This is a genomic window from Propionigenium maris DSM 9537 (assembly GCF_027925155.1).
Taxonomy (GTDB): Bacteria; Fusobacteriota; Fusobacteriia; order Fusobacteriales; family Fusobacteriaceae; genus Propionigenium; species Propionigenium maris.
The window spans coordinates 190,269-212,220 of sequence record NZ_BSDY01000002.1 but is presented as its reverse complement, the minus strand read 5'-3'; the positions used below and the strand labels follow the sequence as shown (position 1 = coordinate 212,220).

The window sequence follows — 21,952 nt, the reverse complement described above, 5'->3', positions numbered from 1 at the left end:
TAATCTTTACTTTTTGATGTAAAAAAAGAGCTTTGTGATCCAAAGTAGAACCGAAAATCTATAAATAAAATATAATCATCTTATGTAATAAAAATAAAATTTGAAAGGTGATTATATGTTTATTAAGGAAGCGAACCTGGAAACAAGACTCGCTCATGGTTGTCACAAACCAGATAGTGAGACAAGATCTTTAGCTTCACCTATCTATCAGACGGCAACCTATGGAGCCACATCTCAAGAGCATTTTGAAGATTTATGCTATAACTGGGGACATGTTTATGCCAGAGAATCAAATCCAACAACAGATGAACTTGCAGCAACTCTTGCTCTCATAGAGGGGTGTGAAGCAGGATTAGTTACATCTTCTGGTATGGGAGCGGTTACATCGATGTTTTTTAGTCAATTAAAAAGTGGAGACCATATAATTTGTGCCAATGGGATATTCTCGCATACCACTTTATTTCTAAAAGAATGTCTAATGAACTTTGGAGTTGAAGTTACATTTGTAGATGCTACCGACTATAAAAATGTAGAAAAGAATTTAAAACACAATACAAAAATAGTCTATGTAGAGTCTCCTCTAAATCCATCATTAAGGGTAGTTGATATAGAAAAAATATCAAAATTAAAAGAGATAAAGGATTTTATTTTTGTTGTTGATTCTACCTTTGCACCAACTCCTATTCAATACCCGACAAAACTTGGGGCAGATTTAGTTATTCAAAGTTTGACTAAATTTATGAATGGACATGGTGATGCAATTGGAGGGGCTGTTTTAGGTAGCAGAGAATTAATCAATAAAATAAAGTGGCCATCGATGCCTTGTTTCACAGGAGCTTGTTTAACCCCGATGAATGCTTGGTTGATTTTAAGAGGATTAAGAACTCTAGATATGAGGGTTGAAAGACATTGTAAAAATGCCTTGGCAATAGCTGAATTTTTAGAAAATAATCCTTTAATAGAAACCGTTAATTATCCCGGGATAAAATCAAGTCCAGATTATGAGTTATGTCAGAAACAAATGAATGGACTTGGGGGTGGGGTGCTCTCATTTACCTTAAAGAAATTAACCAGTGACGAGGATAGAGTAGTTAAGACCAAAAAAATTATGAACAACTTAAAACTTATAACAATAGCCACTAGCCTTGGAGAAGGACATACATTAATTTCATTATATGATAATGGACTCGTAAGGATAGCAGCTGGATTAGAGAATTCAGAAGATTTGATTGAAGATTTAAAAAATGCTTTAGATAAAACAAGTGAAGAGGTGAAATAGGAGTGAATGAGAGATTAAAGAAGATTTTAATTATATTTTTAATTGGGTTTGGAACGACTGCTATGTATAGTTTGCCATATATGAAGTCTGTATTCTATGATCCTATGAGAGAGGCTTTAAACCTCTCCCATAAACAGCTGGGGAATACATTGAGTATATATGGAATAGTTGCAACACTGTCATATTTTCCTGGAGGATTGATAGCAGATAAGTACTCTGCAAAAAAGCTTGTACTTTTTTCCCTTGTCTCAAGTGGAGCTTTAGGAATATGGATGTCGATGGCTCCAAGTTACACGACTCTTTGTTTAATATTCTTCTTATTTGGAATAACAACGATACTAACTTACTGGGCTTCTATCATTAAGTTAGTAAGAATGCTAGGAGATAGCTCCGAGCAAGGTAGAGTATTTGGTCTTTATGAGGGAGCTGGAGGAGCAGCAGGTACAGTGCTTTCATTTTTAGGACTGTACTTCTTCTCAAGCTTTCCAGATGTAGTAAAAGGGTTTAAAGCAGCTACAGTGATGTACTCTGTTACCTCAATGATAATTGGTGTAATTCTTTACATGGTAATTGAAGAAAGAGAGGTAGAATCAAAGGATCAAGTTAAATTTTCAAGCTTGTTAAAAGCTTTAAAGATGCCAAAAGCGTGGCTGATTGGTGGAATCATTTTTTCAACATACATGGTTTTTTCCAGTTTGACATACTTAAATCCATACATGACTGAAGTGTTTAAAATGTCGATGTCTTTAGTTTCCATTACGGCTATCTTTAGAACATACATTATAAAATTTATAGCCTCTCCTGTGGCAGGTGTTTTAGCAGATAAGATTGGCTCATCTACTAGATGTATATTTGTAGGATTTATATTAGTAGCTATAACTCAAGCTGTTTTCCTAGTTACCCCTGGAAATCCCTCTTTAGTATATGTAGCTCTTGTAAATATGCTGGTGATGACAATTCTTATGTTTGCATTTAGAGGAATATACTTTGCAACGGTAGATGAATCTAATATCCCTATGAATATGACAGGAATAGTTGTTGGTTTTGTTTCTGTAATTGGATTTCTTCCAGACGCATTTTATTATACATTAGTAGGAGGTTGGTTGGATACTTATGGAAACCTAGCATATAAGTATGTTTTCTCTTTATCTTTGGCCTGTAGTCTCTTAGGGATTGTATCAGCTTATTCTCTATTAAAAATTGTCAGCAAGGAAAAGAAGGCAGAAATTCTGGTGCAATCACCTTCTTAATAGAAGTGGTAAAAATATTTTTGAGTATGTTTTGATCTTTCCCTCGATTTCTTTAAGACTTTAGTATCTTTCAGTAATCGAGGGAAGTTTTTTGTCTTTCTTTGTTAACAGCAACAAATACTTAAAAGGAGAGCAGAATGATAAAAAAATTATTTTTGATATCTATGTTTTTTATTAAGAAAGTTTCAAGTTTTTCAGATGGTAATTTAAATCAAGTAGATACTGACTTTGTTTTATCAAAATTAAAATCTAAAGAATGGATTGTCTTAGATGCAAGACTAAGTGATGCATATAATGGTTGGAAGATGGATGGATTAAAAAAAGGAGGACATATAAAGGGAGCGAAAGATTTTTCCTATACTTGGACTTCTGAAAAAGAAACCCTTATAAAAAGTAATATGAACGAGAGAGGAATTAGCAAGGAAAAAAATATCATTTTATATGACTCAAATCAAAAAGATTATATGGAGGTTGCAAAATATCTCAAGAATAAAGGGTTTAAAAAAATATATTATTATAATTTAAATAATAAGGTAATAGAAAGCTTAGAGATGAACTCATATCCTAATTATCAGCTTTTAGTTCCTGCATGGTGGGTTAAGGATTTAATTGACGGTAATAGTCCAGAAACCTATAGTGGTGGAAGGTTTAAAATTTTTGAAACTTCTTGGGGAAACTTAAAAGATTCAGCGTTCTATATAGCAAATCATATCCCTACTTCAGTTCATATAAATACTGATGAGGTAGAATCAGCACCAGAATGGACGTTAAATTCAGATGAAGAATTAATAGAATTTTCTAAAAACAATGGCATTCATAGAGATGTAACTATAGTTCTTTATGGTGATAATGTTATGGCTTCTTATAGGATAGCTGCTATATTAAAATATATCGGGATAAAAGATGTAAGAGTTCTAAATGGTGGGTTTAAAGCCTGGAAAAGAGAAAGATATCCCACTGAAAAGGGAATCAATAAAAAAGTTCACTTAACAGATATAGGGATAGAAACTGTTGTAAATAATTCAATGGTTTTAACAGTGGAGGAAGCTTTAGAAAATGTTGAGAACAATAACAACTTTCAACTTGTAGATATCAGATCGTGGAATGAACATAATGGACTGGAATCAGGTTACACTTATTTTCATAAAAAAGGTAGACCTAAGGGAGCTATTTGGGGGAGAGCAGGTACAAGTTCAGTGACACTAGAGGACTATCGGAATCCAGATGATACTATGAAAAATGGCTATCTTATAGTGGAGATGTGGAAAAATCTCAACCTAGATTTAGATGCAGATAAAGAAGTTGCTTTCTTCTGTGGTTCTGGTTGGAGAGCGGCGGAGGTATTAATCTATTCTCAGGTAATGGGATTTGAGAATACAAGCTTATATTCAGATGGGTGGATGGGCTGGTCAGCAAATCCAGAAAACCCTTTTGAAGTTGGGGAATAAAATATAATTCTTATTAAATTTAGACACTCTTAGGAGTGTCTTTTTGTGCAATTAAAATATAGGGTATAGATGCAGCTATATATATTTCATGAAAGCTTTTTACTTTGATATAGTTAACTTTCAAAAAATAAAAAAAGAGAGAATAGTCTCTCTTTGTAATTCTAGTCTGGTGCGTGGAGGGGGACTTGAACCCCCACCGGGAAAACCCCGACAAGGCCCTCAACCTTGCGCGTCTACCATTCCGCCACCCACGCGACAAGGATAATGATATCATAGAGATAGGGGTTTGTAAAGAAAAAAATACAAAAAAAACCAAAAAAAACCACTGGCGGACAAAAGTGTTAAAAATGTATGAAAAAACGAGGAAAAGATCTCTGGATACCACTGTTATTGAAGGCTTAAAGGTGTTAAAAAAGTAAGAGGCTGGGTTATATTTGTGGAAAATTCAATGAATTTTGTGGCTAGTTTTCAAAAAGTATGTTAAATTTATTGGAAGGAAAGTTAGGAAGGGAGTGGAAGATGGCGGAACTTAGAATACCTCGTGAAGAGGAGAGAAGAGAGATAGAAAAATACTATGAGTGTGTAGAGAGGGAGTGCATCCATGTGGAGGCTCTCCTAAGCATCAGCTATAATATGTTTCAGGAGAGGGCTATACCAAGGGTAAGGTGCACTAGAAGCAACCTCCTGCTAACACCTGAAAGCAAGATATGCAGCAGCTATGAGAAAAGGAAATAGAGATTAATTTATAAAGAGGAAGAGAGCAGGGGTGCAGCTAGGAATGAAAAGGGATTAGTCCCGTTACATAAAATTATTAAAGGGGGAAGTTCATGGATAAAACATTTGCAAGTGATAACTACAGTGGTGTACACAGCAGGGTAATGGAGAAGCTCATGGAGGTAAACTCAGGACATGCTTTTGCTTATGGAGAGGACCCGGTAACAAGGGAGGCTCTGGAGAAGTTTAAAGAGGTCTTTGGAGATGTAAAAACCTACTTTGTGTATAATGGAACGGGAGCCAATGTTCTGGCCCTAGAAGCTATGAAGGGGAGGGCTACAACGGTAATCTGTCCCAGTACAGCCCACATATTTACAGATGAGGCGGGAGCTCCCTCAAAGATAACGGGGATGCAGCTTCTTCCTGTGCCAAGCAGCGACGGAAAACTGGATCTGGAGAAGGCAAGGGAGTATCTGAGCTTTAAGGGGACCTACCACAGGGCTAGCCCCAACGTCATATCCATAACCCAGGCCACAGAGAATGGAACGATCTATACTCTGGATGAAGTAAGGGAGATCTCCAAGTTTGCTGTGGAAAACAATATGTATCTTCACATGGATGGGGCAAGGCTTGCCAATGCCTGTGCAAGTCTGGGGTGTACTCTAAAGGAGATGACAGCTGGGTGCGGAGTAGACGCACTCTCCTTTGGGGGGACCAAGAATGGACTTATGTTTGGAGAGGCCATAGTCTTCTTCAATAAGGACCTTGCAAGGGATTTCCTAAGGCTTCGTAAGCAAAACCTCCAGCTCCACTCTAAGATGAGGTATATAGCAGCCCAGTATCTGGCTATACTTGAAGGCGACCTATGGCTGGAAAATGCCAAGAAGGGCAATGAGATGGCAGCCTACCTCAGGGACAGGCTGGTAGAGATGGGAGTAGAGGTAGTCAACGATGTAAAGGGGAATACGGTATTTGCAATACTGGATGAAGAGACCACTGAGAAGATGCAGGAGTTCTGCTACTTCTATGTGTGGGATGAGATGAAATCCGAGGTGAGGTTTGTAATGTCCTACGATATAGAGAGGGAGGATATAGACCAGTTCATAGAGAAATTAAAGGAATTAAAATAGTCTATAGAATATGAAGATTAGGAGATAGGTGATGTTGAGAGAATATTTTACGAGAGAACGACCCAGGGAGGAAAGTGAATTTTCTTGAAATCCACTCCTAAAAAACTACCTCAGGAGGGGAGCTATGGATTTTAACTATGATTTAATTGTAGTGGGAGCAGGTGCCGGAGGTCTGACGGCTTCCATATCTGCCAGAGGATTTGGAAAATCGGTGCTGCTTATAGAGAAGGATAAGCCCGGGGGTGAGTGTACCTGGTCGGGCTGTGTCCCAAGTAAGGGGCTTATAAATATTGCAAAGGAAGTTCACTGTGCGAGAAAGTATGCTGACTTTACCCCAGATACGAGGAAGGCTCTTGAGGGGGTAAGGGATGTAGTGGCCAGAGTATATGCCCATGAAACACCAGAGGTTCTGGAGGAGCAAGGGATAAACTATATCCAGGGAGAGGCAAAGTTTGTGGATAAAAATACCCTGAGTGTAGGGGAGAATACATTTAAAGGAAAGAGTGTAATTATAGCCACAGGTTCAAGCCCCTTTATACCTCCCATTGAAGGACTGGATAAGGTACCCTATCTTACCAATGAGAATCTCTTTACCTTGGAGGAGCTGCCGAAATCCATGATAATCCTGGGAGGAGGAGCCATAGGAGTGGAGATGGCTCAGGCTCTAAACAGGCTGGGGGTAGAGGTACACTTAGTTGAGATGATGGAGAATATCCTATTCAGAGAGGACCAGGAGCTGGCAACGATACTGAGGAAAAGGCTTATAGAGGAGGGGGTAAACCTTCATATAGGAACCAAGGCTGTGAAGGTGGAGGATCTGTCACCAAAGATAAGACTTACCACTGAGAAGGATGGAGAACCGGGAGTAATCACAGGGGACTCCATACTGGTGGCTGTGGGAAGGAAGGCCAATGTAGAGGGATTAAACCTTGAAGAGGCAGGAATAGAGTACACTCCCAAGGGAATAGTTGTGGACAAACACCTTCAGACAACCAATAGTAAGGTATATGCTGTGGGAGATGTAGTAGGGCCATACCAGTTCTCCCATATGGCGAACTACCAGGGGATAGTAGCTGTCCAGAATGCTCTGACTCCTCTGAGAAAATCTGTGGACTATACCCATGTAACCTGGTGTACATTCACAGAACCAGAGCTGGCCAGTGCAGGAATGGATGAAGAAACTGCCAGAAGGGAGCACAGCGATATACAGGTATATAGGTATACAGCAGAGGACCTGGACAGAGCCAAGACCAAGGCCGGGGATATCTTTGAGGTTAAGATAATATGTGACTCTAAGAAGCATATCCTGGGGTGCCAGATACTTGCAGACAGGGCAGGAGAGCTTATCTCAGAGGTCCAGGCAATGAAGGTTAATGGAGTGAGCCTGGATAAGCTTGCAGGAGTAATCCATCCCTATCCAAGCTATGGAGAGATATTTAATAAGGCAGGAAAGAAAGCCTATGTAGATAAACTTCTGGCTAATCCTGTAGTACACTTTATTCAAAATATCAAAAAATAAAAGTCCCCTTAGGGGACTTTTTAATTTTTTGATTTTAATAGAGGGAACTTTCTTTCCTTTGGCTGCCTGTGGTACCCTCCTCCATCTTGTTGATCCACTCCCTGTATGCTCTTCTGTATTCCCTGCCATTTTCTCCCAGAAAATCCTCTGTATTTACAGCATTGACTCCGTCTATCTCCACAACCTCAAGAACCCTCTCCATCTCCCTCCAGTCCCCCACCTTGATGGTAGGCTCCAGAAGAACCTTGTATCCCATAGTTTTAGCCCTCTTAATATATCTTGTGAGGGAGTCCAGGTCCTGTATAGGGAGAAAAATGAGGGCTCCGTAGTGACTCTTAAGATCCTGCATATAGTAGTTTATAAACCTTCCCTCAGCGAAGGTCCTTTTATTCTGAATCCCCCTGTGCCAGTGGGGGATCTTAATGGCTAACTTTTCTCTCGGGAAGTACTGCAGAAGGATATCGCTGTAGAGTTTAGCCGCTGAAAGGGGCCCCTCAGCATAAAACTCCATAAAGTCCATGAGGTAGGCAGACTTTCCCCTGTCGTCCAAGTTGTAGTAGCCTGCCTCATGGAAGGTCTGGGGAGGCCTTACCTCGCTCCATTGGAGGAAGTGAGTTCCATACTTTTCATTGATCCTCTCCAATTTCTCAGGAGTCCTTCCTGTATCCTCTGTATTCAGGGAAAATATCCTCTCCAAATAGGTGCGGTAGCCCTCCAGGGCAGCTCTGTCAAATGCCCAGAAAACCAGTTCCTCTCCGTCGTAGCCAGACCAGGGATAGGACATCTGCCCCTCCTCCAGTATTCCAGGGTTTATATATTCGATGATGTCGTTATAGTTTTCCCTGAGATGCCTTCCCATATAGTCATACCAGGCTCCTATGATCTCATACTTAACAAGGTCCGAGTAGGGGGAGGGAATAAGGTGCTTCTCCAGGTCCTCCGACTGTATCTCAAAACTTCCCCTGTAATTTCTCAGAAGCTTATCCCTGTGACTATCCAGAAACCACTGGGGGATATAGTGGATGGACAGCTGGATGATAACCCTTCCGCCGATTTCTCTTATCTCCTCCAGTGTTTTGTCCAGCTTCTCCAGTTCTGCAAAGGTGTTCTCAACCCCAGCCTCAGATATAACAGTTCCCAAATGATAATCCCTCCAGGGAATATCTATCTGAAATACCTCAACTCCAGTTTCCTCCATAAGGAACTTCATGTTTTTTTTGCTATCTATCCCTGCCATGCTGTATGTATTACCCAAAGCACAGAGGGAAGTAAAAAAATATATTATAAAAATTTTTTTCATCTCATCACCTCCTAAAAAATCTTCGGAAAAAGTAAGGAAATCCTTTTATTCCATAAACGAGATAAATGTTTTTTAATAAAACTTATGTTAATAGAGAATAAGTATGCTTTTTTTAGCACACTTGTTCAAAATAATGATGAAAGGAGTGAGTTTTTTCCTGATATATCATATATCAATTATTTAAAAATGATTAAAAGAAGGGAAAAAATTATTTATTTTTCAGAAAAAAATTATAATAAATTTTGACTTTGTAAAAATCAGGGGTATACTATATTTGTACTTAAATTTTGTGAAAAGGTTACTAAAAATAAGGTACATAATTATGAAAAATTATTCATTATTTTAATCTTTTTTTAAGAGGGACCATTGACAAAGAATAAAAATGAGGTAATATCCTATTACCGAAAAACAAACAAAATGCTGTTAAACAAAACTAAATATATAAGGGGGAGAAACTATGTTTCAAAAAATGAGAGTATTACTTCTATCTCTAGTAGCCATTATGTTGCTTGCAGCCTGTGGTGGCGGTTCTAAAGATGGAGGGGAAGCTGCACCTGTAAAGGACACTCTAGTAGTGGGACAGGGAGCAGATGCAAAGTCACTTGATCCGCACGCTACAAATGACCAGCCGTCTTCGAGAGTATCTGCACAGATATACGACAGACTGGTAGAGGCTGATCTAGACATGAATATAGTACCAGGTCTTGCTGAATCTTGGGAGCAGCCAGATGACCTGACAACTATCTTCAAATTAAGAGAGGGAGTTAAGTTCCACAATGGAGAGGAGCTTAAGGCATCGGATGTTAAGTTTACTATCGACAGAATGGTAGCATCACCTACTGTACACCACATCATTCAAGCTGTGGACAGCGTAGAGGTTGTAGATGACTATACTGTAAAGATCTCTACTAAGCAACCATTTGGAGCACTTCTTAACCACCTTTCACACACAGCAGCTTCAATCTTAAATGAAAAAGCTGTAACTGAGATGGGAGACAACTATGGACAGACTCCTGTGGGAACTGGACCATATGCATTTGTTAAGTGGGATGCTGGTGATAAGGTAGTACTTAAAGCCAATGATGACTACTTCAGAGGAGCACCTGAGATCAAAAATGTAATCTTCAGAAACATCACTGAGGGAACTAACAGAACTATCGGTCTTGAGACTAAGGAAGTTGACATTGCTTACGACATCGAGCCAATCGACAAGGGAGCAGTAATAGACAACCCTGACCTAACACTAACTGAGGAGCCATCTCTATCTATGGCATACATTGGATTCAACATGAAGAAGGAAGAGTTCAAGAACGCAAAGGTAAGAGAAGCAATCAGCCACGCAATCAAGGTTGACGACATTATCGAAGCAGTACTTATGGGAGCAGGAAGCCCTGCAAACTCACCTATCGGTCCTAAAGTATTTGGGCACAACCCAGATGTAAAGGCACCTGCATATGATGTAGAGCTTGCTAAGCAGCTACTTGCTGAAGCTGGATATCCAAATGGATTTAAAACAAGCATCTGGACAAATGACAACCCTGTAAGAGTACAGATCTGTCAGATCGTTCAGGCTCAGCTTAAGGAGATCGGAATTGATATGTCTATCGAGATCGTTGAATGGGGAGCGTATCTAGATGGAACTTCAAGAGGAGATCACGACATGTTTATCCTTGGATGGGTAACTGTAACTGGAGATGCAGACTACGGTCTATATGCACTATTCCACTCATCAACTCACGGTGGAGCAGGAAACAGATCTTTCTACTCTAACGACAAGGTAGATGAGCTTCTAGACCAGGCTAAATCTTCTACAGATCCTGAGGCTAGAAGAGCACTATATGGTGAGATCCAGGTTATTCTTCAGGAAGAGCTTCCTGTAAGAACACTTTACTATCAGACACACAATGCTGGAATGCAGAACAATGTAGAAGGATTCCACCTTCACCCAGCTGGACACCACAAGATCTATGGAGTAAGTTTTAAAAAATAATCTGATATCCCCTCTTTAATTAGAGGGGATACTTTATAAAGAGAGGGAGGAGAATATGCATAAATATATTTTGAAAAGATTGCTTTTATTGGTTCCAGTACTGCTCGGTGTATCTTTTCTTGTTTTTACAATAATGTCTTTCACTCCAGGAGACCCGGCACAGCTAATCTTAGGTGAGAACGCACCGGCATCGGCAATAGCAGCGCTTAGAGAGGAGATGGGCCTTAACGATAACTTTTTCCTGCAATATGCACGTTTTGTAGGTAAGGGTATTACTGGAGACTTTGGAAGATCGTATACTTCTGGAAGAGAGGTATTTGGAGAGATATTTGCAAGATTTCCAAATACACTTATATTAGCAGTAGTGGGAGTAATAATAGCAGTACTTATTGGAATACCAGTTGGAATTATCTCAGCTACCAAGCAATATTCACTGCTTGACAGTACAAGTATGATTTTAGCGCTACTCGGGGTATCTATGCCTAACTTCTGGCTTGGATTAATGCTTATTCTTACTTTCGCTGTAGGACTTGGAGTACTTCCTTCAGGAGGATTCAACGGCATAAAAAGTATTATTCTGCCGGCTATTACACTGGGGACTGGTGCGGCAGCTATTATAACAAGGATGACACGTTCATCTATGCTCGAAGTAATCAGACAGGACTATATAAGAACAGCAAGAGCTAAGGGACTTGGAGAGAAGAAGGTAATAAACAAGCACGCTCTTAAAAATGCTCTTATTCCTGTAATTACAGTAGTTGGACTCCAATTTGGTTACCTTCTTGGTGGAGCTGTTCTGACTGAAACAGTTTACTCGTGGCCAGGAGTAGGAAGATTGATGGTAGAGGCTATAAGACAAAAAGATACACCAACAGTTCTGGCAGCAGTAGTGTTCCTAGCAGCTGCGTTCAGTGTGGTAAATCTACTGGTAGATATTCTCTATGCCTTTGTAGATCCTAGAATTAAGTCACAATACAAGTAGGGAGGGGACTAAATTATGTCGGAGGCCGTAGCAATGAAGAGTAAAAGTACAGCAAAGGCTGTTGAAACTGAAAATAAAAAGAGAAGCCAATGGGCAGAGATCTGGAGAAGACTTAAGAAAAATAAGATGGCAATGTTTGGACTGGGAATTATATCTGTAATAGTGCTTGCAGCAATATTTGCAGACTTTATAGCAGACTATGATACTGTGGTAATCAAGCAGAACCTGGGAGAGAGACTTCAGGGACCAAGTGCTAAGTATTGGCTGGGAACAGATGAGTTTGGAAGAGATATCTTTGCCAGAATGGTACACGGGGCAAGAGTATCCCTAAAGGTAGGTATACTTGCAGTGGGTATCGCTGTAGTAATTGGTGGAAGTTTAGGTTCCATAGCTGGGTACTATGGTGGTAAGCTGGATAACGTGATTATGAGAATTATGGATATCTTCCTTGCAGTACCAAGTATACTACTGGCAATCGCTATTGTATCAGCACTGGGACCAAGCCTTACAAACCTGATGCTTGCCATAAGTGTGTCTTCTGTGCCGAGCTATGCAAGAATCGTGAGATCTTCTGTACTTACCATAAAAGATCAGGAATTTATAGAGGCAGCAAGAGCTATAGGGGCAAGTGACGCAAGAATAATTTTAAGACATATAATACCTAACTCACTGGCACCTGTAATTGTACAGGGTACACTGGGAGTAGCAGGAGCAATCCTTTCTACAGCAGGTCTTAGCTTCATCGGAATGGGAATCCAGCCACCGGCGCCTGAGTGGGGATCTATGCTATCTGGAGGAAGACAATACCTTAGATATGCATGGCATGTAACAACATTCCCAGGGCTGGCTATTATGATAACTATTTTAGCACTTAACCTGCTAGGTGACGGTCTTAGAGATGCTCTAGATCCAAGATTAAAACAATAGTGAATTGAGGGGGAGAAAATGAGTGATAAACTACTTGATATAAAAAACCTTACTATAAACTACACTACTGAAGATGGAGTGGTGAATGCTGTAAATGGAATAGACTTTGATCTGAAAGAGGGAGAAACTCTTGGTCTTGTAGGGGAGACAGGAGCAGGAAAGACTACTACCGCTCTAGGAATTATGAGACTAGTACCAAATCCTCCAGGGAAGGTAGTAAACGGAGAGATAATCTTTGAGGGGAAGAACCTTCTTCAGGAATCAGAATCTGATATGAGAGCTATCAGAGGAAACCTGATATCTATGATCTTCCAGGATCCTATGACATCTCTAAATCCTGTAATGACTGTAGGAGAGCAGATCGCTGAGGTAATAGAGCTGCACCAGAATGTAACAAGAGCTCAGGCCTGGGAAAAGGCCAAGGAGATGCTGGAGCTTGTTGGAATACCTGGTCCAAGGGTACAGGACTACCCACACCAGTTCTCTGGTGGAATGAAGCAGAGAGTAATAATTGCAATCTCTCTTGCATGTAACCCAAGACTTCTTATTGCAGATGAGCCTACGACAGCGCTGGATGTAACTATTCAGGCACAGGTACTGGATCTTATGAATGATCTTAAGGAAAAGTTTAAGACAGCAATGGTAATGATTACCCACGACCTTGGAGTAGTGGCACAGGTCTGTGACAAGGTTGCTATCATGTATGCTGGAGAGATAGTTGAGGCAGGTAGCCTTGAGGATATATATGAGAGAACAAGTCATCCATATACCCACGGGTTATTTGGATCTATACCAAATCTAGACGAGGATACAGACAGACTAAACCCTATAAAGGGTCTTATGCCTGATCCTACCAATCTACCTACAGGATGTAAGTTCCACCCTAGATGTCCACATGCACAGGGACTATGTAAGGAGAGGGAACCTAAGACTACTGTGTTAAACAATGGACACAGAGTAAGATGTCTGGCATATGAGGGGCTTATAAATGTACCAGCTCTTACAGGACAGAAGGAGGTAGTGTAGATGGCAGATAAGATATTAGAGGTAAGAAACCTGAAAAAGCACTTTAGTACACCAAAGGGATTACTTCACGCTGTGGACGGTGTAAACTTTAGTATAGAAAGAGGTAAAACTCTTGGAGTGGTAGGAGAATCTGGATGTGGAAAATCTACAACTGGAAGGGTAATCCTGAGACTCCTTGAAGCTACCGATGGAGAGATACTATTTGAGGGAAAGAACATCAGAGACTTTTCCAAGGAGGAGATGAGAAGGTTAAGAGAGGAGATGCAGATCATCTTCCAGGATCCATTTGCATCTCTGAACCCAAGAATGACTGTAAGTGAGATCATAGGAGAGCCTCTTATCATCCACAAGATGTGTAAGAACAAGGATGAGATTGCAGCAAGAGTAAGGGAGCTTATGGATACAGTAGGACTGAGTCAGAGACTACTGAATACCTACCCTCACGAGCTGGACGGAGGAAGAAGACAGAGAATAGGAATTGCAAGAGCTCTTGCTCTGAATCCTAAGTTTATAGTATGTGATGAACCTGTTTCAGCTCTGGATGTATCTATCCAGGCGCAGGTACTGAACCTGATGCAGGATCTTCAGGCAAAGCTAGGGCTGACATATATCTTCATTACCCACGATCTGTCTGTAGTAAAGCATTTCTCAGATGATATTGCTGTTATGTACCTTGGACAGCTGGTGGAGAAGGCACCTGCAAGCAAGCTCTTTAAGAATCCAAGCCACCCATATACAAAGGCACTTCTGTCGGCTATTCCGGTAGCGAGTCTTTCCCACAAGATGGAGAGAGTAAGACTAGAGGGGGAGATTACATCTCCAATCAATCCAGAGCCAGGGTGTAGATTTGCTAAGAGATGCACCTATGCAACACCAGAGTGTGGACATGGAGATCCAAGACTTCTCGAGATAGCTGAAGACCACTTTGTGGCCTGTCACCTTATTGAGGGAATGATGGACTAAAATTTAGATAAAAGAGACTACTTTAGTGATTAAAGTAGTCTCTTTTTTTGTTGAAAAAAGATTGGAATATGAACATGATGGATCAATGTCGAAGAAGAAGAAACCACTGACAATTATAAAAAATCCTTAAAATCAGAAAAAAAAATTAAACAAATATAAAAAAGAATTTAAAATTATTATTGGGTTTTTATAGAACTTTTATATTTTTTATGTGAACAGTTTGATTTTTTATAGAGCTATTGTTGTTCGAAAGGTTTGGGTTTTTTAAAGGGGGATTAAAAAAAATTAATTTAAAAAACAAGGAAATAGGGGTATTAAAGTTAATAACAGTTATGCAAAAAACAAATGAAAAAAGCAGCTACAATTTATTTTAAATATATTTCCTCTTTCAAAGGAAGGGGGAGGGGGAGGGAAGATGGGGAAGTTTATAATCAAGAGGTTTATTCAGATGTTTGTTACTCTGTACCTGGTAGTGACAGCAACGTTTTTCCTGATGCATGCTATTCCAGGAGGGCCTTTTACAAGGGAGAAGCCGCTGCCGCCTGCAGTAATAGCAGCTCTGGAAGCTAAGTTTAAGCTGGATCAGCCGCTCTATGTGCAGTATCTAGACTATATGAAGGGGGTTTTTACCTTTGATTTTGGTCCATCCTTTCAGAAGGTTGGGCTGGATGTAACTGATCTGATAATGGAGGGACTGCCGGCATCAGCTAAGATCGGGGGAGCAGCTGTTATTCTTGTGCTTGTTGTGGGGATACCCCTCGGGATGATCTCAGCTCTAAAAAGAAACAAGTGGCAGGATTATATTGTGACCTTTATTGCAACCCTTGGAGTAACTATTCCAAGCTTCGTGGTGGCAACTTTAATAATCTATATATTCAGTGCAAAGTACGGGATACTTCCTGCCTTTGGACTAAAGACATGGAAGCACTATGTAGGGCCCGTTCTTGCTCTGGGAGGATTCTCACTGGCCTTTGTAGCAAGACTTACAAGGTCTAGTATGCTGGAGGTTCTACAGCAGGATTACATAAGGACAGCAAGGGCAAAGGGGATATCGGAGTTTGTGGTAATAGGGAAGCACGCTTTGAAAAATGCTCTGATTCCAGTGGTAACCTATGTGGGACCTATGATAGCAAGTATACTTACTGGATCCTTTGTAATTGAGAAGATATTTGCAATACCTGGAATGGGAAAATACTTTGTAGAGAGTGTTGGTAACAGAGATTACACTGTAATAATTGGGGTAACGGTATTCTATGCAGCTTTCTACATCATAATGGTATTTTTAGTAGATATCATCTATGGCTTAATAGATCCAAGGATTAAACTAAAAGATTAGGGGGAGACTATGGTAAACAAGTGGGAGAAGGTACCTAAGGAGGCTCTGGAAAAGGACAAGGTAATGAGAAGGAGCCTGACATATTGGGAAGATGCATGGCGTAGGTTGAAGCACAATAAACTTTCTATGTTGGGGCTGGTTACAATAATACTCATCTTTATGACAGCAGTATTTGGACCTATGTTTTCAAAGTTCAGCTATGAGGATCAGAATCTGGATTTTGGAAATATCCCGCCAAGGATGGAGATATATAAGGTGACAGATTCCGACTACCTTTATATTCATGCAGAGTATAAGGCTATACTGGTAAGTGAAAAGGGTGAGCTGCAGGAGCTCCTGGAGCCTTTAAAGACAGACCTGGCTAAGGGTCAGAGGGTTTACAATATAGACGGCAGGGAAGTAGTTCTGGATTTCAGCAATGTAAAGAAGCTGAAGAAGAACCCAGAGCTTAAGAGGTTTGAAGTGATCGTTGACGGAGAGACGAGGGATATCTACAAAAAGGTGTGGAATAAAACCAATATCTTCGGTACAGATGCCCACGGAAGAGATATGTTCATAAGGGTGCTCTATGGGGCAAGGATCTCCCTTCTTGTGGCACTTATGGCTACAATAGTAAACTTCTTTGTAGGAGTAATCTACGGGGGAGTTTCAGGATATCTAGGGGGAAGAGCAGATACAATAATGATGAGGCTGATAGACCTTATCAGTACTATACCGCTGCTTCTCTATGTAATACTTCTTATGGTAATAATAGAGCCTGGGCTGAAGACGATAATCCTGGCTATGGGTCTTACCTTCTGGGTAAGGATGGCTAGAATAGTAAGAGGACAGTCTTTATCTATAAAGGAGCATGAATATGTTCTGGCTGCAAAGACCATAGGGGCCAGCAGCCGTAGGATTATAATGAGACATATAATTCCAAATGCCATGGGACCAATCATTGTCTCTCTTACTATGATGATCCCAAGTGCTATATTCACAGAATCATTTTTGAGCTTTATAGGTCTTGGAGTATCGGCTCCTCAGGCTTCCTGGGGAACCTTAGCAAGTGATGCTCTTGGGGGGCTGAGAACCTATCCATACCAGCTTTTATTTCCAGCAATGGCAATCAGTATTACAATGCTTGCATTTAACTTCTTAGGTGACGGACTGCGTGACGCTCTGGATCCGAGACTACGTAAATAAAGAGGGGTGCTTATTTTGGCTGAAAGATTACTTGAGTTAAAAACATTAAAAACTTCATTTTATACTCACCTGGGAGAGGTACAGGCGGTGAGGGGAATCGACTATCACCTGGACAGAGGGGAAGCTCTGGGGATAGTGGGAGAATCGGGAAGCGGAAAGAGTGTAAGTTCCATGTCTATCATGGGTCTCCTTCAGCATCCGGGAAAGGTAAAGGAGGGAGAGGTTCACTTCAAGGGTGAAAATCTTCTGAACAAAAATGTAAGAGAGATGATGGATATAAGGGGAAATGAGATAGCTATGATATTTCAGGATCCCATGACATCCCTAAACCCAGTATATACTGTAGGGGATCAGATAATTGAGGTAATAAGAAAGCATCAGAAGCTAAGTAAGAAGGAAGCGAGGGCAAGGGCTATCGAGATGCTGAAGATGGTAGGGATCCCTGCTCCAGAGAGCAGGATAGACAACTATCCCCACGAGTTTAGTGGAGGGATGAGGCAGAGAGCCATGATAGCTATAGCTCTAGCCTGTGAACCAGATCTTCTTATAGCTGATGAGCCTACAACAGCACTGGATGTAACTATCCAGGCACAGATACTGAAACTGATGAAGGATCTAAAGGAGAAGATAAATACTTCTATAATCCTTATCACCCACGACCTGGGTGTAGTGGCAGATGTCTGTTCCAGGGTAATAGTGATGTATGGAGGACTTATTATGGAGGAGGGGGATGTAAAGGATATCTTCTACAATCCCAAGCACCCATATACAGTGGGACTTCTAAAATCGGTACCTAATCTGGAGGTAAAGGAAAGACTGGTTCCCATCGACGGAACTCCACCAGATCTTCTGCATCCACCAAAGGGATGCCCATTTGCAGCCAGGTGTGAACATACAATGAATATCTGCCTAGAGGAGCAGCCGCCCTACTACTCTGCAAGGGAGGGGCACAGAGCTATGTGCTGGCTCATGGATGAAGAGGCACCTAAAGTGACGGGATAAAGGGGGAGAGGTATGCTAGAGGAGAAGGATGAAGTAATTTTAGAGGTAAAGGAACTAAAGAAATACTTCCACTTAAAAAAGGGCTTTTTCGGAGGAGACAGACAGGACGTAAAAGCGGTGGACAATGTAAGCTTTCAGATAAAGAAGGGTGAAACCTTTGGTTTGGTGGGGGAATCGGGATGTGGTAAGTCCACAACTGGAAGAACCCTTATTAGACTCTACGATGTAACTGGAGGAGAGGTTATATTCAAGGGAAGAAATGTTAGTAGACTAAAGGAAAAGGAATTGGGTTCCTTTAGAAAGGAGATGCAGATGATCTTCCAGGATCCCTATGCTTCTCTGAATACAAGGATGACTGTGGGAGATATAATAGGGGAGCCTTTGGATATCCATGGGCTGGCCAAGGGAGATGAAAGACAGGCAAGGATATATGAGCTTCTAGAAAGGGTGGGACTATCCAAGGACCATGCAGGAAGATATCCCCATGAGTTCAGTGGAGGTCAGAGGCAGAGAATAGGAATAGCAAGGGCGCTGGCAGTAAAACCGGAGTTCATAATATGTGATGAGCCTATCTCAGCTCTGGATGTATCCATTCAGGCTCAGGTAATAAATATGCTTGAGGATCTTCAAAAAGAGTTCGGGCTGACCTATCTCTTTATAGCTCACGATCTTTCCATGGTAAAGCACATATCCGACAGGATAGGAGTAATGTATCTGGGGAAGATGGTGGAGCTGGCTTCAAGTGATGCCCTGCACGATGCTCCTATGCACCCATATACTCAGGCACTACTTACATCAATACCTATACCAGATCCGGATATCAACGCCAGTATAGAGAGGGAGATCTTAGAGGGGGATGTACCAAGTCCTCTTAATCCTCCAAGCGGATGCAGATTTAGAACGAGATGTAAATACGTTAAGGATCTTTGCAGCAAGGAGGAGCCTGCCTTCAGGGAATTAAGGGAGGGGCACTCTGTGGCCTGCCACTTTGCTGAAGATATAGAAAAAAGTTTACGAAATAAGAAGTAAAAAACAGGGAGGGATTATGAAGAAGATTTGGAAGACGTTAACAGTGGCATCATTGGTTGCTCTTACAGCCTGTGGTGGAGGTTCAAAGGACGCGGCTAAGGAGGAGACCAAGGAGGAGGCTAAGATAGTAACATTTAACCTGATATCTGAGCCAAAATCCATTGATCCTCAGCTAAACTCAGCAACAGATGGTGGAATCGTTGTAAACAATACCTTCGAGGGGCTTATGAGGATGAATAAGGAGGGTATTCCAGTTCCAGCAACTGCAGAATCCTATCAGGTATCTGAGGATGGTAAGACCTATACCTTTACAATCAGAGAGGGAGCTAAGTGGTCGGATGGTCAGCCTGTAAAGGCATCTGATTTTGAGTATGCATGGAAGAGAGCTCTTGATCCTGCAGTAGCTTCAGAGTATTCCTTCCAGTTATTCTATCTTGAGAATGGACAGGAGTACTTTAACGGAAAGGCTGAGGCTTCCGATGTGGGAGTAAATGCACTGGATGATAGGACACTGGAGGTAAGGCTAACTTCACCTACTCCATATTTCCTGGCTCTGACTACCTTCTATACTCTTATGCCTGTAAGAGAGGATGTCGTAGCTAAGAAAACAGAGGGATGGGCAAAGGATCCTGAGCTTACAGTATCCAATGGTCCATTTGTTGTTACTGAGTATAAATCTAGTGACAAGATCATAGTTAGAAGAAATGAAAACTACTGGAATGCTTCAAGTGTAAAGATCGACGGAGTAGACTTTATCGAGATTGTAGACCAGAGTACAGCACTGACTGCATATAACAGTGATGAAGTTGATATCCTTACTTCGGTACCTACTCAGGATATTCCAAAGCTTCAGCTGGAGGATCCTACATTCTCCATTGAGCCATACCTTGGAACTTACTACTATATCTTTAATGTGGACAGAGAGCCTACAGATAATGTAGATGTAAGAAAGGCTCTTTCCTATGCAATAGACAGAACTAAGATTGTAGAGCAGGTAACTAAAGCGGGGCAGCAGCCTGCAAATGGATTTGTTCCTACTGGACTTACAGACTCTGAAGGAAATGATTTCAGAGAGGTAGCAGGTGACTTTGGAATATCTCCTAGAGCAGATATTGAAAAAGCTAAGGAGTACCTGGCAAAGGCTGGATATCCAAATGGTGAGGGATTCCCAGACCTGACTCTTATGTATAATACAAATGAAAACCACAAGGCTATTGCAGAAGCAATTCAGGCAATGTGGAAGGAGAACCTAGGAATCAATGTTAACCTGACAAACCAGGAGTGGGCAGTATTCCAGGATACAAGACATGTTGGAAACTTTGATATTGCAAGAGCAGGATGGATCGGGGACTATGCTGACCCTATGACATTCCTGGATCTATGGACATCATACTCTGGAAACAACGACGCTCAGTGGAAGTGGACTACAGATGAGAAGAAGTTTGCTGATAATAAGAAGTTTGACGAGCTTATCGAGGCTTCAAAGGTAACTGGAGGAGCAGAGAGAGATAAAAATATGTATGAGGCAGAGAAGCTAATCATGGATAATATGATTACAATGCCTATCTACTACTATACTGGAACAGTTATGGTTAAGGAAGATATCAAGGGATGGGAGAGAGACATCCTTGGAACTTGGTATCTTGGAAATGTAACCATTGAAGAGGAATAATTGAAAGACTGCTGGAGAGATCCAGCAGTCTTTTTATTGTGGAAGGGATAGAAAAATTGCCGGGCATAAAGGAAGAGGGAAGAAAGGCAGTAAAAACTTAGGGAAGAAAAGAAGTGGGGGGATGAATGGATGGATATAAAGTTTATTGAAAGGATGTCAAATGCCAACGGAGTATCTGGATTTGAGGAGGAGGTTTTAGAAGTAGTCAGAGGTGAGGTCGACGGAGGCTTTACAGTGGCTGAGGATAGCATGAGAAACCTCTATATAATAGGCAGAAAGGATGAGGGGCTGCCAACAATAATGCTGGATGGTCATACAGATGAGGTAGGATTTATGGTACAGAGTATCCTGCCCAATGGTCTCCTTCAGTTTGTCCCCCTTGGAGGGTGGATAGCCACCAATATACCTGCACATCAGGTGAGGGTAAGAGATAAGGATGGCAGATACCATATAGGGGTGACTACCTCTAAGCCGCCCCACTTTATGAGTGCCCAGGAGAGGGATAAGAAGCTTGCAGTGGAGGATATCTATATAGATCTTGGAGCAAGTAGCTACGAGGAGGTAGTGGAGGAGTTTGGCATAGAACCGGGAGCACCTGTGGTTCCCCATGTGGAGTTTTCCTACAATGAGAAGAATGAGGTGATGTGCGGAAAGGCCTTTGATAACAGGCTAGGGTGTGCAGCTGTGGTGGATACCATGAAGGCACTTGAAGCCGAGGGGGTAGGTGTAAATATAGTGGGGACCCTTTCCAGCCAGGAGGAGGTTGGAACAAGGGGATCAGTTATAACTGCAAGAAGGGTAAAACCCCATGCAGCCATAGTTTTTGAGGGGACCCCTGCAGATGATATCTACAGAGACGGTTACAGAGCCCAGGGAGCTCTGGGGAAGGGGCCGCAGATAAGGCACAGGGACAGCTCTATGATATCCAATCCCAGATTTACAAAGTTTGCCAGGGAAACAGCCAGGGAGATGGGGATGGAGTTTCAGGATGCAGTGAGGGTAGCAGGGGGAACAAACGGAGGAAGGATCCACATATCCAACTATGGTATACCAACAATTGTACTGGGAGTTCCTACCAGATATGCCCATACCCACTATGGATATGCATCCTTTAAGGACTACAGGGATACAGTGAGACTGGCTGTGGAGATAATCAAGAGACTGAACTGGGAAACTGTCAATAACTTTTAAGGGGGGGCT

The 21,952-nt window shown here is 41.4% G+C and carries 18 protein-coding genes and 1 tRNA gene; 17 read left to right on the top strand and 2 right to left on the bottom strand.

The features are described 5' to 3' along the window. Positions 1–115: 115 nt before the first annotated feature. The 3 genes from QMG11_RS02800 to QMG11_RS02790 all read left to right on the top strand — a co-directional run bounded on the left by QMG11_RS02800 (position 116) and on the right by QMG11_RS02790 (position 3,977). Positions 116–1,279: a trans-sulfuration enzyme family protein gene (locus QMG11_RS02800; RefSeq protein ID WP_281833286.1), complete on the top strand. Its 1,164-nt coding sequence runs from the start codon at positions 116–118 to the stop codon at positions 1,277–1,279. A gap of 2 nt (positions 1,280–1,281) precedes the next feature. Continuing rightward, positions 1,282–2,529 (top strand): MFS transporter, encoded by a 1,248-nt coding sequence (locus tag QMG11_RS02795; protein ID WP_281833285.1) that lies wholly within the window; start codon positions 1,282–1,284, stop codon positions 2,527–2,529. A 137-nt stretch (positions 2,530–2,666) separates the two neighbouring features. Further along, positions 2,667–3,977 carry a sulfurtransferase gene (locus QMG11_RS02790; RefSeq protein ID WP_281833284.1) on the top strand — a complete coding sequence of 437 codons (1,311 nt, stop codon included), beginning with the start codon at positions 2,667–2,669 and terminating at the stop codon, positions 3,975–3,977. A 167-nt stretch (positions 3,978–4,144) separates the two neighbouring features. On the opposite strand, the gene QMG11_RS02785 is transcribed toward QMG11_RS02790, so the two are convergent. Next, positions 4,145–4,231: transfer RNA gene (locus QMG11_RS02785), tRNA-Leu, on the bottom strand. A 265-nt stretch (positions 4,232–4,496) separates the two neighbouring features. On the opposite strand from QMG11_RS02785, the gene QMG11_RS02780 reads away from it, so the two are divergent. From QMG11_RS02780 to QMG11_RS02770, 3 genes are all read left to right on the top strand, one after another. After that, complete coding sequence (locus tag QMG11_RS02780; protein ID WP_281833283.1) at positions 4,497–4,712, top strand: hypothetical protein; 216 nt, start codon at positions 4,497–4,499, stop codon at positions 4,710–4,712. Positions 4,713–4,804: 92 nt separating this feature from the next. Further along, a complete protein-coding gene (locus QMG11_RS02775) occupies positions 4,805–5,821 on the top strand; it encodes a threonine aldolase family protein (RefSeq protein ID WP_281833282.1) in 1,017 nt (338 codons plus the stop codon). Between the two features lie 124 nt (positions 5,822–5,945). After that, positions 5,946–7,340 (top strand): dihydrolipoyl dehydrogenase family protein, encoded by a 1,395-nt coding sequence (locus tag QMG11_RS02770; protein WP_281833281.1) that lies wholly within the window; start codon positions 5,946–5,948, stop codon positions 7,338–7,340. Between the two features lie 34 nt (positions 7,341–7,374). On the opposite strand, the gene QMG11_RS02765 is transcribed toward QMG11_RS02770, so the two are convergent. After that, positions 7,375–8,640, bottom strand: a complete 1,266-nt coding sequence (locus QMG11_RS02765; RefSeq protein WP_281833280.1) for a hypothetical protein — start codon at positions 8,638–8,640, stop codon at positions 7,375–7,377. A 457-nt stretch (positions 8,641–9,097) separates the two neighbouring features. On the opposite strand from QMG11_RS02765, the gene QMG11_RS02760 reads away from it, so the two are divergent. The 11 genes from QMG11_RS02760 (at position 9,098) to QMG11_RS02710 (ending at position 21,943) form a co-directional block, all read left to right on the top strand. After that, the gene (locus QMG11_RS02760; protein ID WP_281833279.1) at positions 9,098–10,630 is read left to right on the top strand and encodes a glutathione ABC transporter substrate-binding protein; all 1,533 of its coding nucleotides are present in this window, start codon (positions 9,098–9,100) and stop codon (positions 10,628–10,630) included. 55 nt (positions 10,631–10,685) lie between these two features. After that, positions 10,686–11,612, top strand: coding sequence for an ABC transporter permease (locus QMG11_RS02755; protein ID WP_281833278.1), 927 nt, complete (start codon positions 10,686–10,688; stop codon positions 11,610–11,612). 15 nt (positions 11,613–11,627) lie between these two features. Further along, positions 11,628–12,539 carry a nickel transporter permease gene (nikC, locus tag QMG11_RS02750; RefSeq protein WP_281833277.1) on the top strand — a complete coding sequence of 304 codons (912 nt, stop codon included), beginning with the start codon at positions 11,628–11,630 and terminating at the stop codon, positions 12,537–12,539. Between the two features lie 18 nt (positions 12,540–12,557). Further along, positions 12,558–13,565 (top strand): ABC transporter ATP-binding protein, encoded by a 1,008-nt coding sequence (locus QMG11_RS02745; RefSeq protein WP_281833276.1) that lies wholly within the window; start codon positions 12,558–12,560, stop codon positions 13,563–13,565. Further along, positions 13,566–14,528, top strand: coding sequence for an ABC transporter ATP-binding protein (locus tag QMG11_RS02740; RefSeq protein ID WP_281833275.1), 963 nt, complete (start codon positions 13,566–13,568; stop codon positions 14,526–14,528). A 415-nt stretch (positions 14,529–14,943) separates the two neighbouring features. Further along, positions 14,944–15,864 (top strand): ABC transporter permease, encoded by a 921-nt coding sequence (locus QMG11_RS02735; protein ID WP_281833274.1) that lies wholly within the window; start codon positions 14,944–14,946, stop codon positions 15,862–15,864. Between the two features lie 9 nt (positions 15,865–15,873). After that, positions 15,874–17,049, top strand: coding sequence for an ABC transporter permease (locus QMG11_RS02730; RefSeq protein WP_281833273.1), 1,176 nt, complete (start codon positions 15,874–15,876; stop codon positions 17,047–17,049). Between the two features lie 15 nt (positions 17,050–17,064). Continuing rightward, a complete protein-coding gene (locus QMG11_RS02725; RefSeq protein WP_281833272.1) occupies positions 17,065–18,051 on the top strand; it encodes an ABC transporter ATP-binding protein in 987 nt (328 codons plus the stop codon). Positions 18,052–18,063: 12 nt separating this feature from the next. Then, positions 18,064–19,080 (top strand): ABC transporter ATP-binding protein, encoded by a 1,017-nt coding sequence (locus QMG11_RS02720; protein ID WP_281833271.1) that lies wholly within the window; start codon positions 18,064–18,066, stop codon positions 19,078–19,080. Between the two features lie 16 nt (positions 19,081–19,096). Continuing rightward, positions 19,097–20,752, top strand: a complete 1,656-nt coding sequence (locus QMG11_RS02715) for a peptide ABC transporter substrate-binding protein (RefSeq protein WP_281833270.1) — start codon at positions 19,097–19,099, stop codon at positions 20,750–20,752. A gap of 129 nt (positions 20,753–20,881) precedes the next feature. Further along, positions 20,882–21,943, top strand: coding sequence for a M42 family metallopeptidase (locus QMG11_RS02710; protein WP_281833269.1), 1,062 nt, complete (start codon positions 20,882–20,884; stop codon positions 21,941–21,943). Positions 21,944–21,952: the final 9 nt, after the last annotated feature.

Coding starts and splice junctions, on each gene's coding strand:
- QMG11_RS02730 (WP_281833273.1), top strand. CDS start 15,874: ATGGTAAACAAGTGGGAGAAGGTACCTAAGGAGGCTCTGGAAAAGGAC.
- QMG11_RS02770 (WP_281833281.1), top strand. CDS start 5,946: ATGGATTTTAACTATGATTTAATTGTAGTGGGAGCAGGTGCCGGAGGT.
- QMG11_RS02780 (WP_281833283.1), top strand. CDS start 4,497: ATGGCGGAACTTAGAATACCTCGTGAAGAGGAGAGAAGAGAGATAGAA.
- QMG11_RS02755 (WP_281833278.1), top strand. CDS start 10,686: ATGCATAAATATATTTTGAAAAGATTGCTTTTATTGGTTCCAGTACTG.
- QMG11_RS02775 (WP_281833282.1), top strand. CDS start 4,805: ATGGATAAAACATTTGCAAGTGATAACTACAGTGGTGTACACAGCAGG.
- nikC (WP_281833277.1), top strand. CDS start 11,628: ATGTCGGAGGCCGTAGCAATGAAGAGTAAAAGTACAGCAAAGGCTGTT.
- QMG11_RS02745 (WP_281833276.1), top strand. CDS start 12,558: ATGAGTGATAAACTACTTGATATAAAAAACCTTACTATAAACTACACT.
- QMG11_RS02735 (WP_281833274.1), top strand. CDS start 14,944: ATGGGGAAGTTTATAATCAAGAGGTTTATTCAGATGTTTGTTACTCTG.
- QMG11_RS02720 (WP_281833271.1), top strand. CDS start 18,064: ATGCTAGAGGAGAAGGATGAAGTAATTTTAGAGGTAAAGGAACTAAAG.
- QMG11_RS02765 (WP_281833280.1), bottom strand. CDS start 8,640: ATGAAAAAAATTTTTATAATATATTTTTTTACTTCCCTCTGTGCTTTG.
- QMG11_RS02800 (WP_281833286.1), top strand. CDS start 116: ATGTTTATTAAGGAAGCGAACCTGGAAACAAGACTCGCTCATGGTTGT.
- QMG11_RS02710 (WP_281833269.1), top strand. CDS start 20,882: ATGGATATAAAGTTTATTGAAAGGATGTCAAATGCCAACGGAGTATCT.
- QMG11_RS02715 (WP_281833270.1), top strand. CDS start 19,097: ATGAAGAAGATTTGGAAGACGTTAACAGTGGCATCATTGGTTGCTCTT.
- QMG11_RS02760 (WP_281833279.1), top strand. CDS start 9,098: ATGTTTCAAAAAATGAGAGTATTACTTCTATCTCTAGTAGCCATTATG.
- QMG11_RS02740 (WP_281833275.1), top strand. CDS start 13,566: ATGGCAGATAAGATATTAGAGGTAAGAAACCTGAAAAAGCACTTTAGT.
- QMG11_RS02790 (WP_281833284.1), top strand. CDS start 2,667: ATGATAAAAAAATTATTTTTGATATCTATGTTTTTTATTAAGAAAGTT.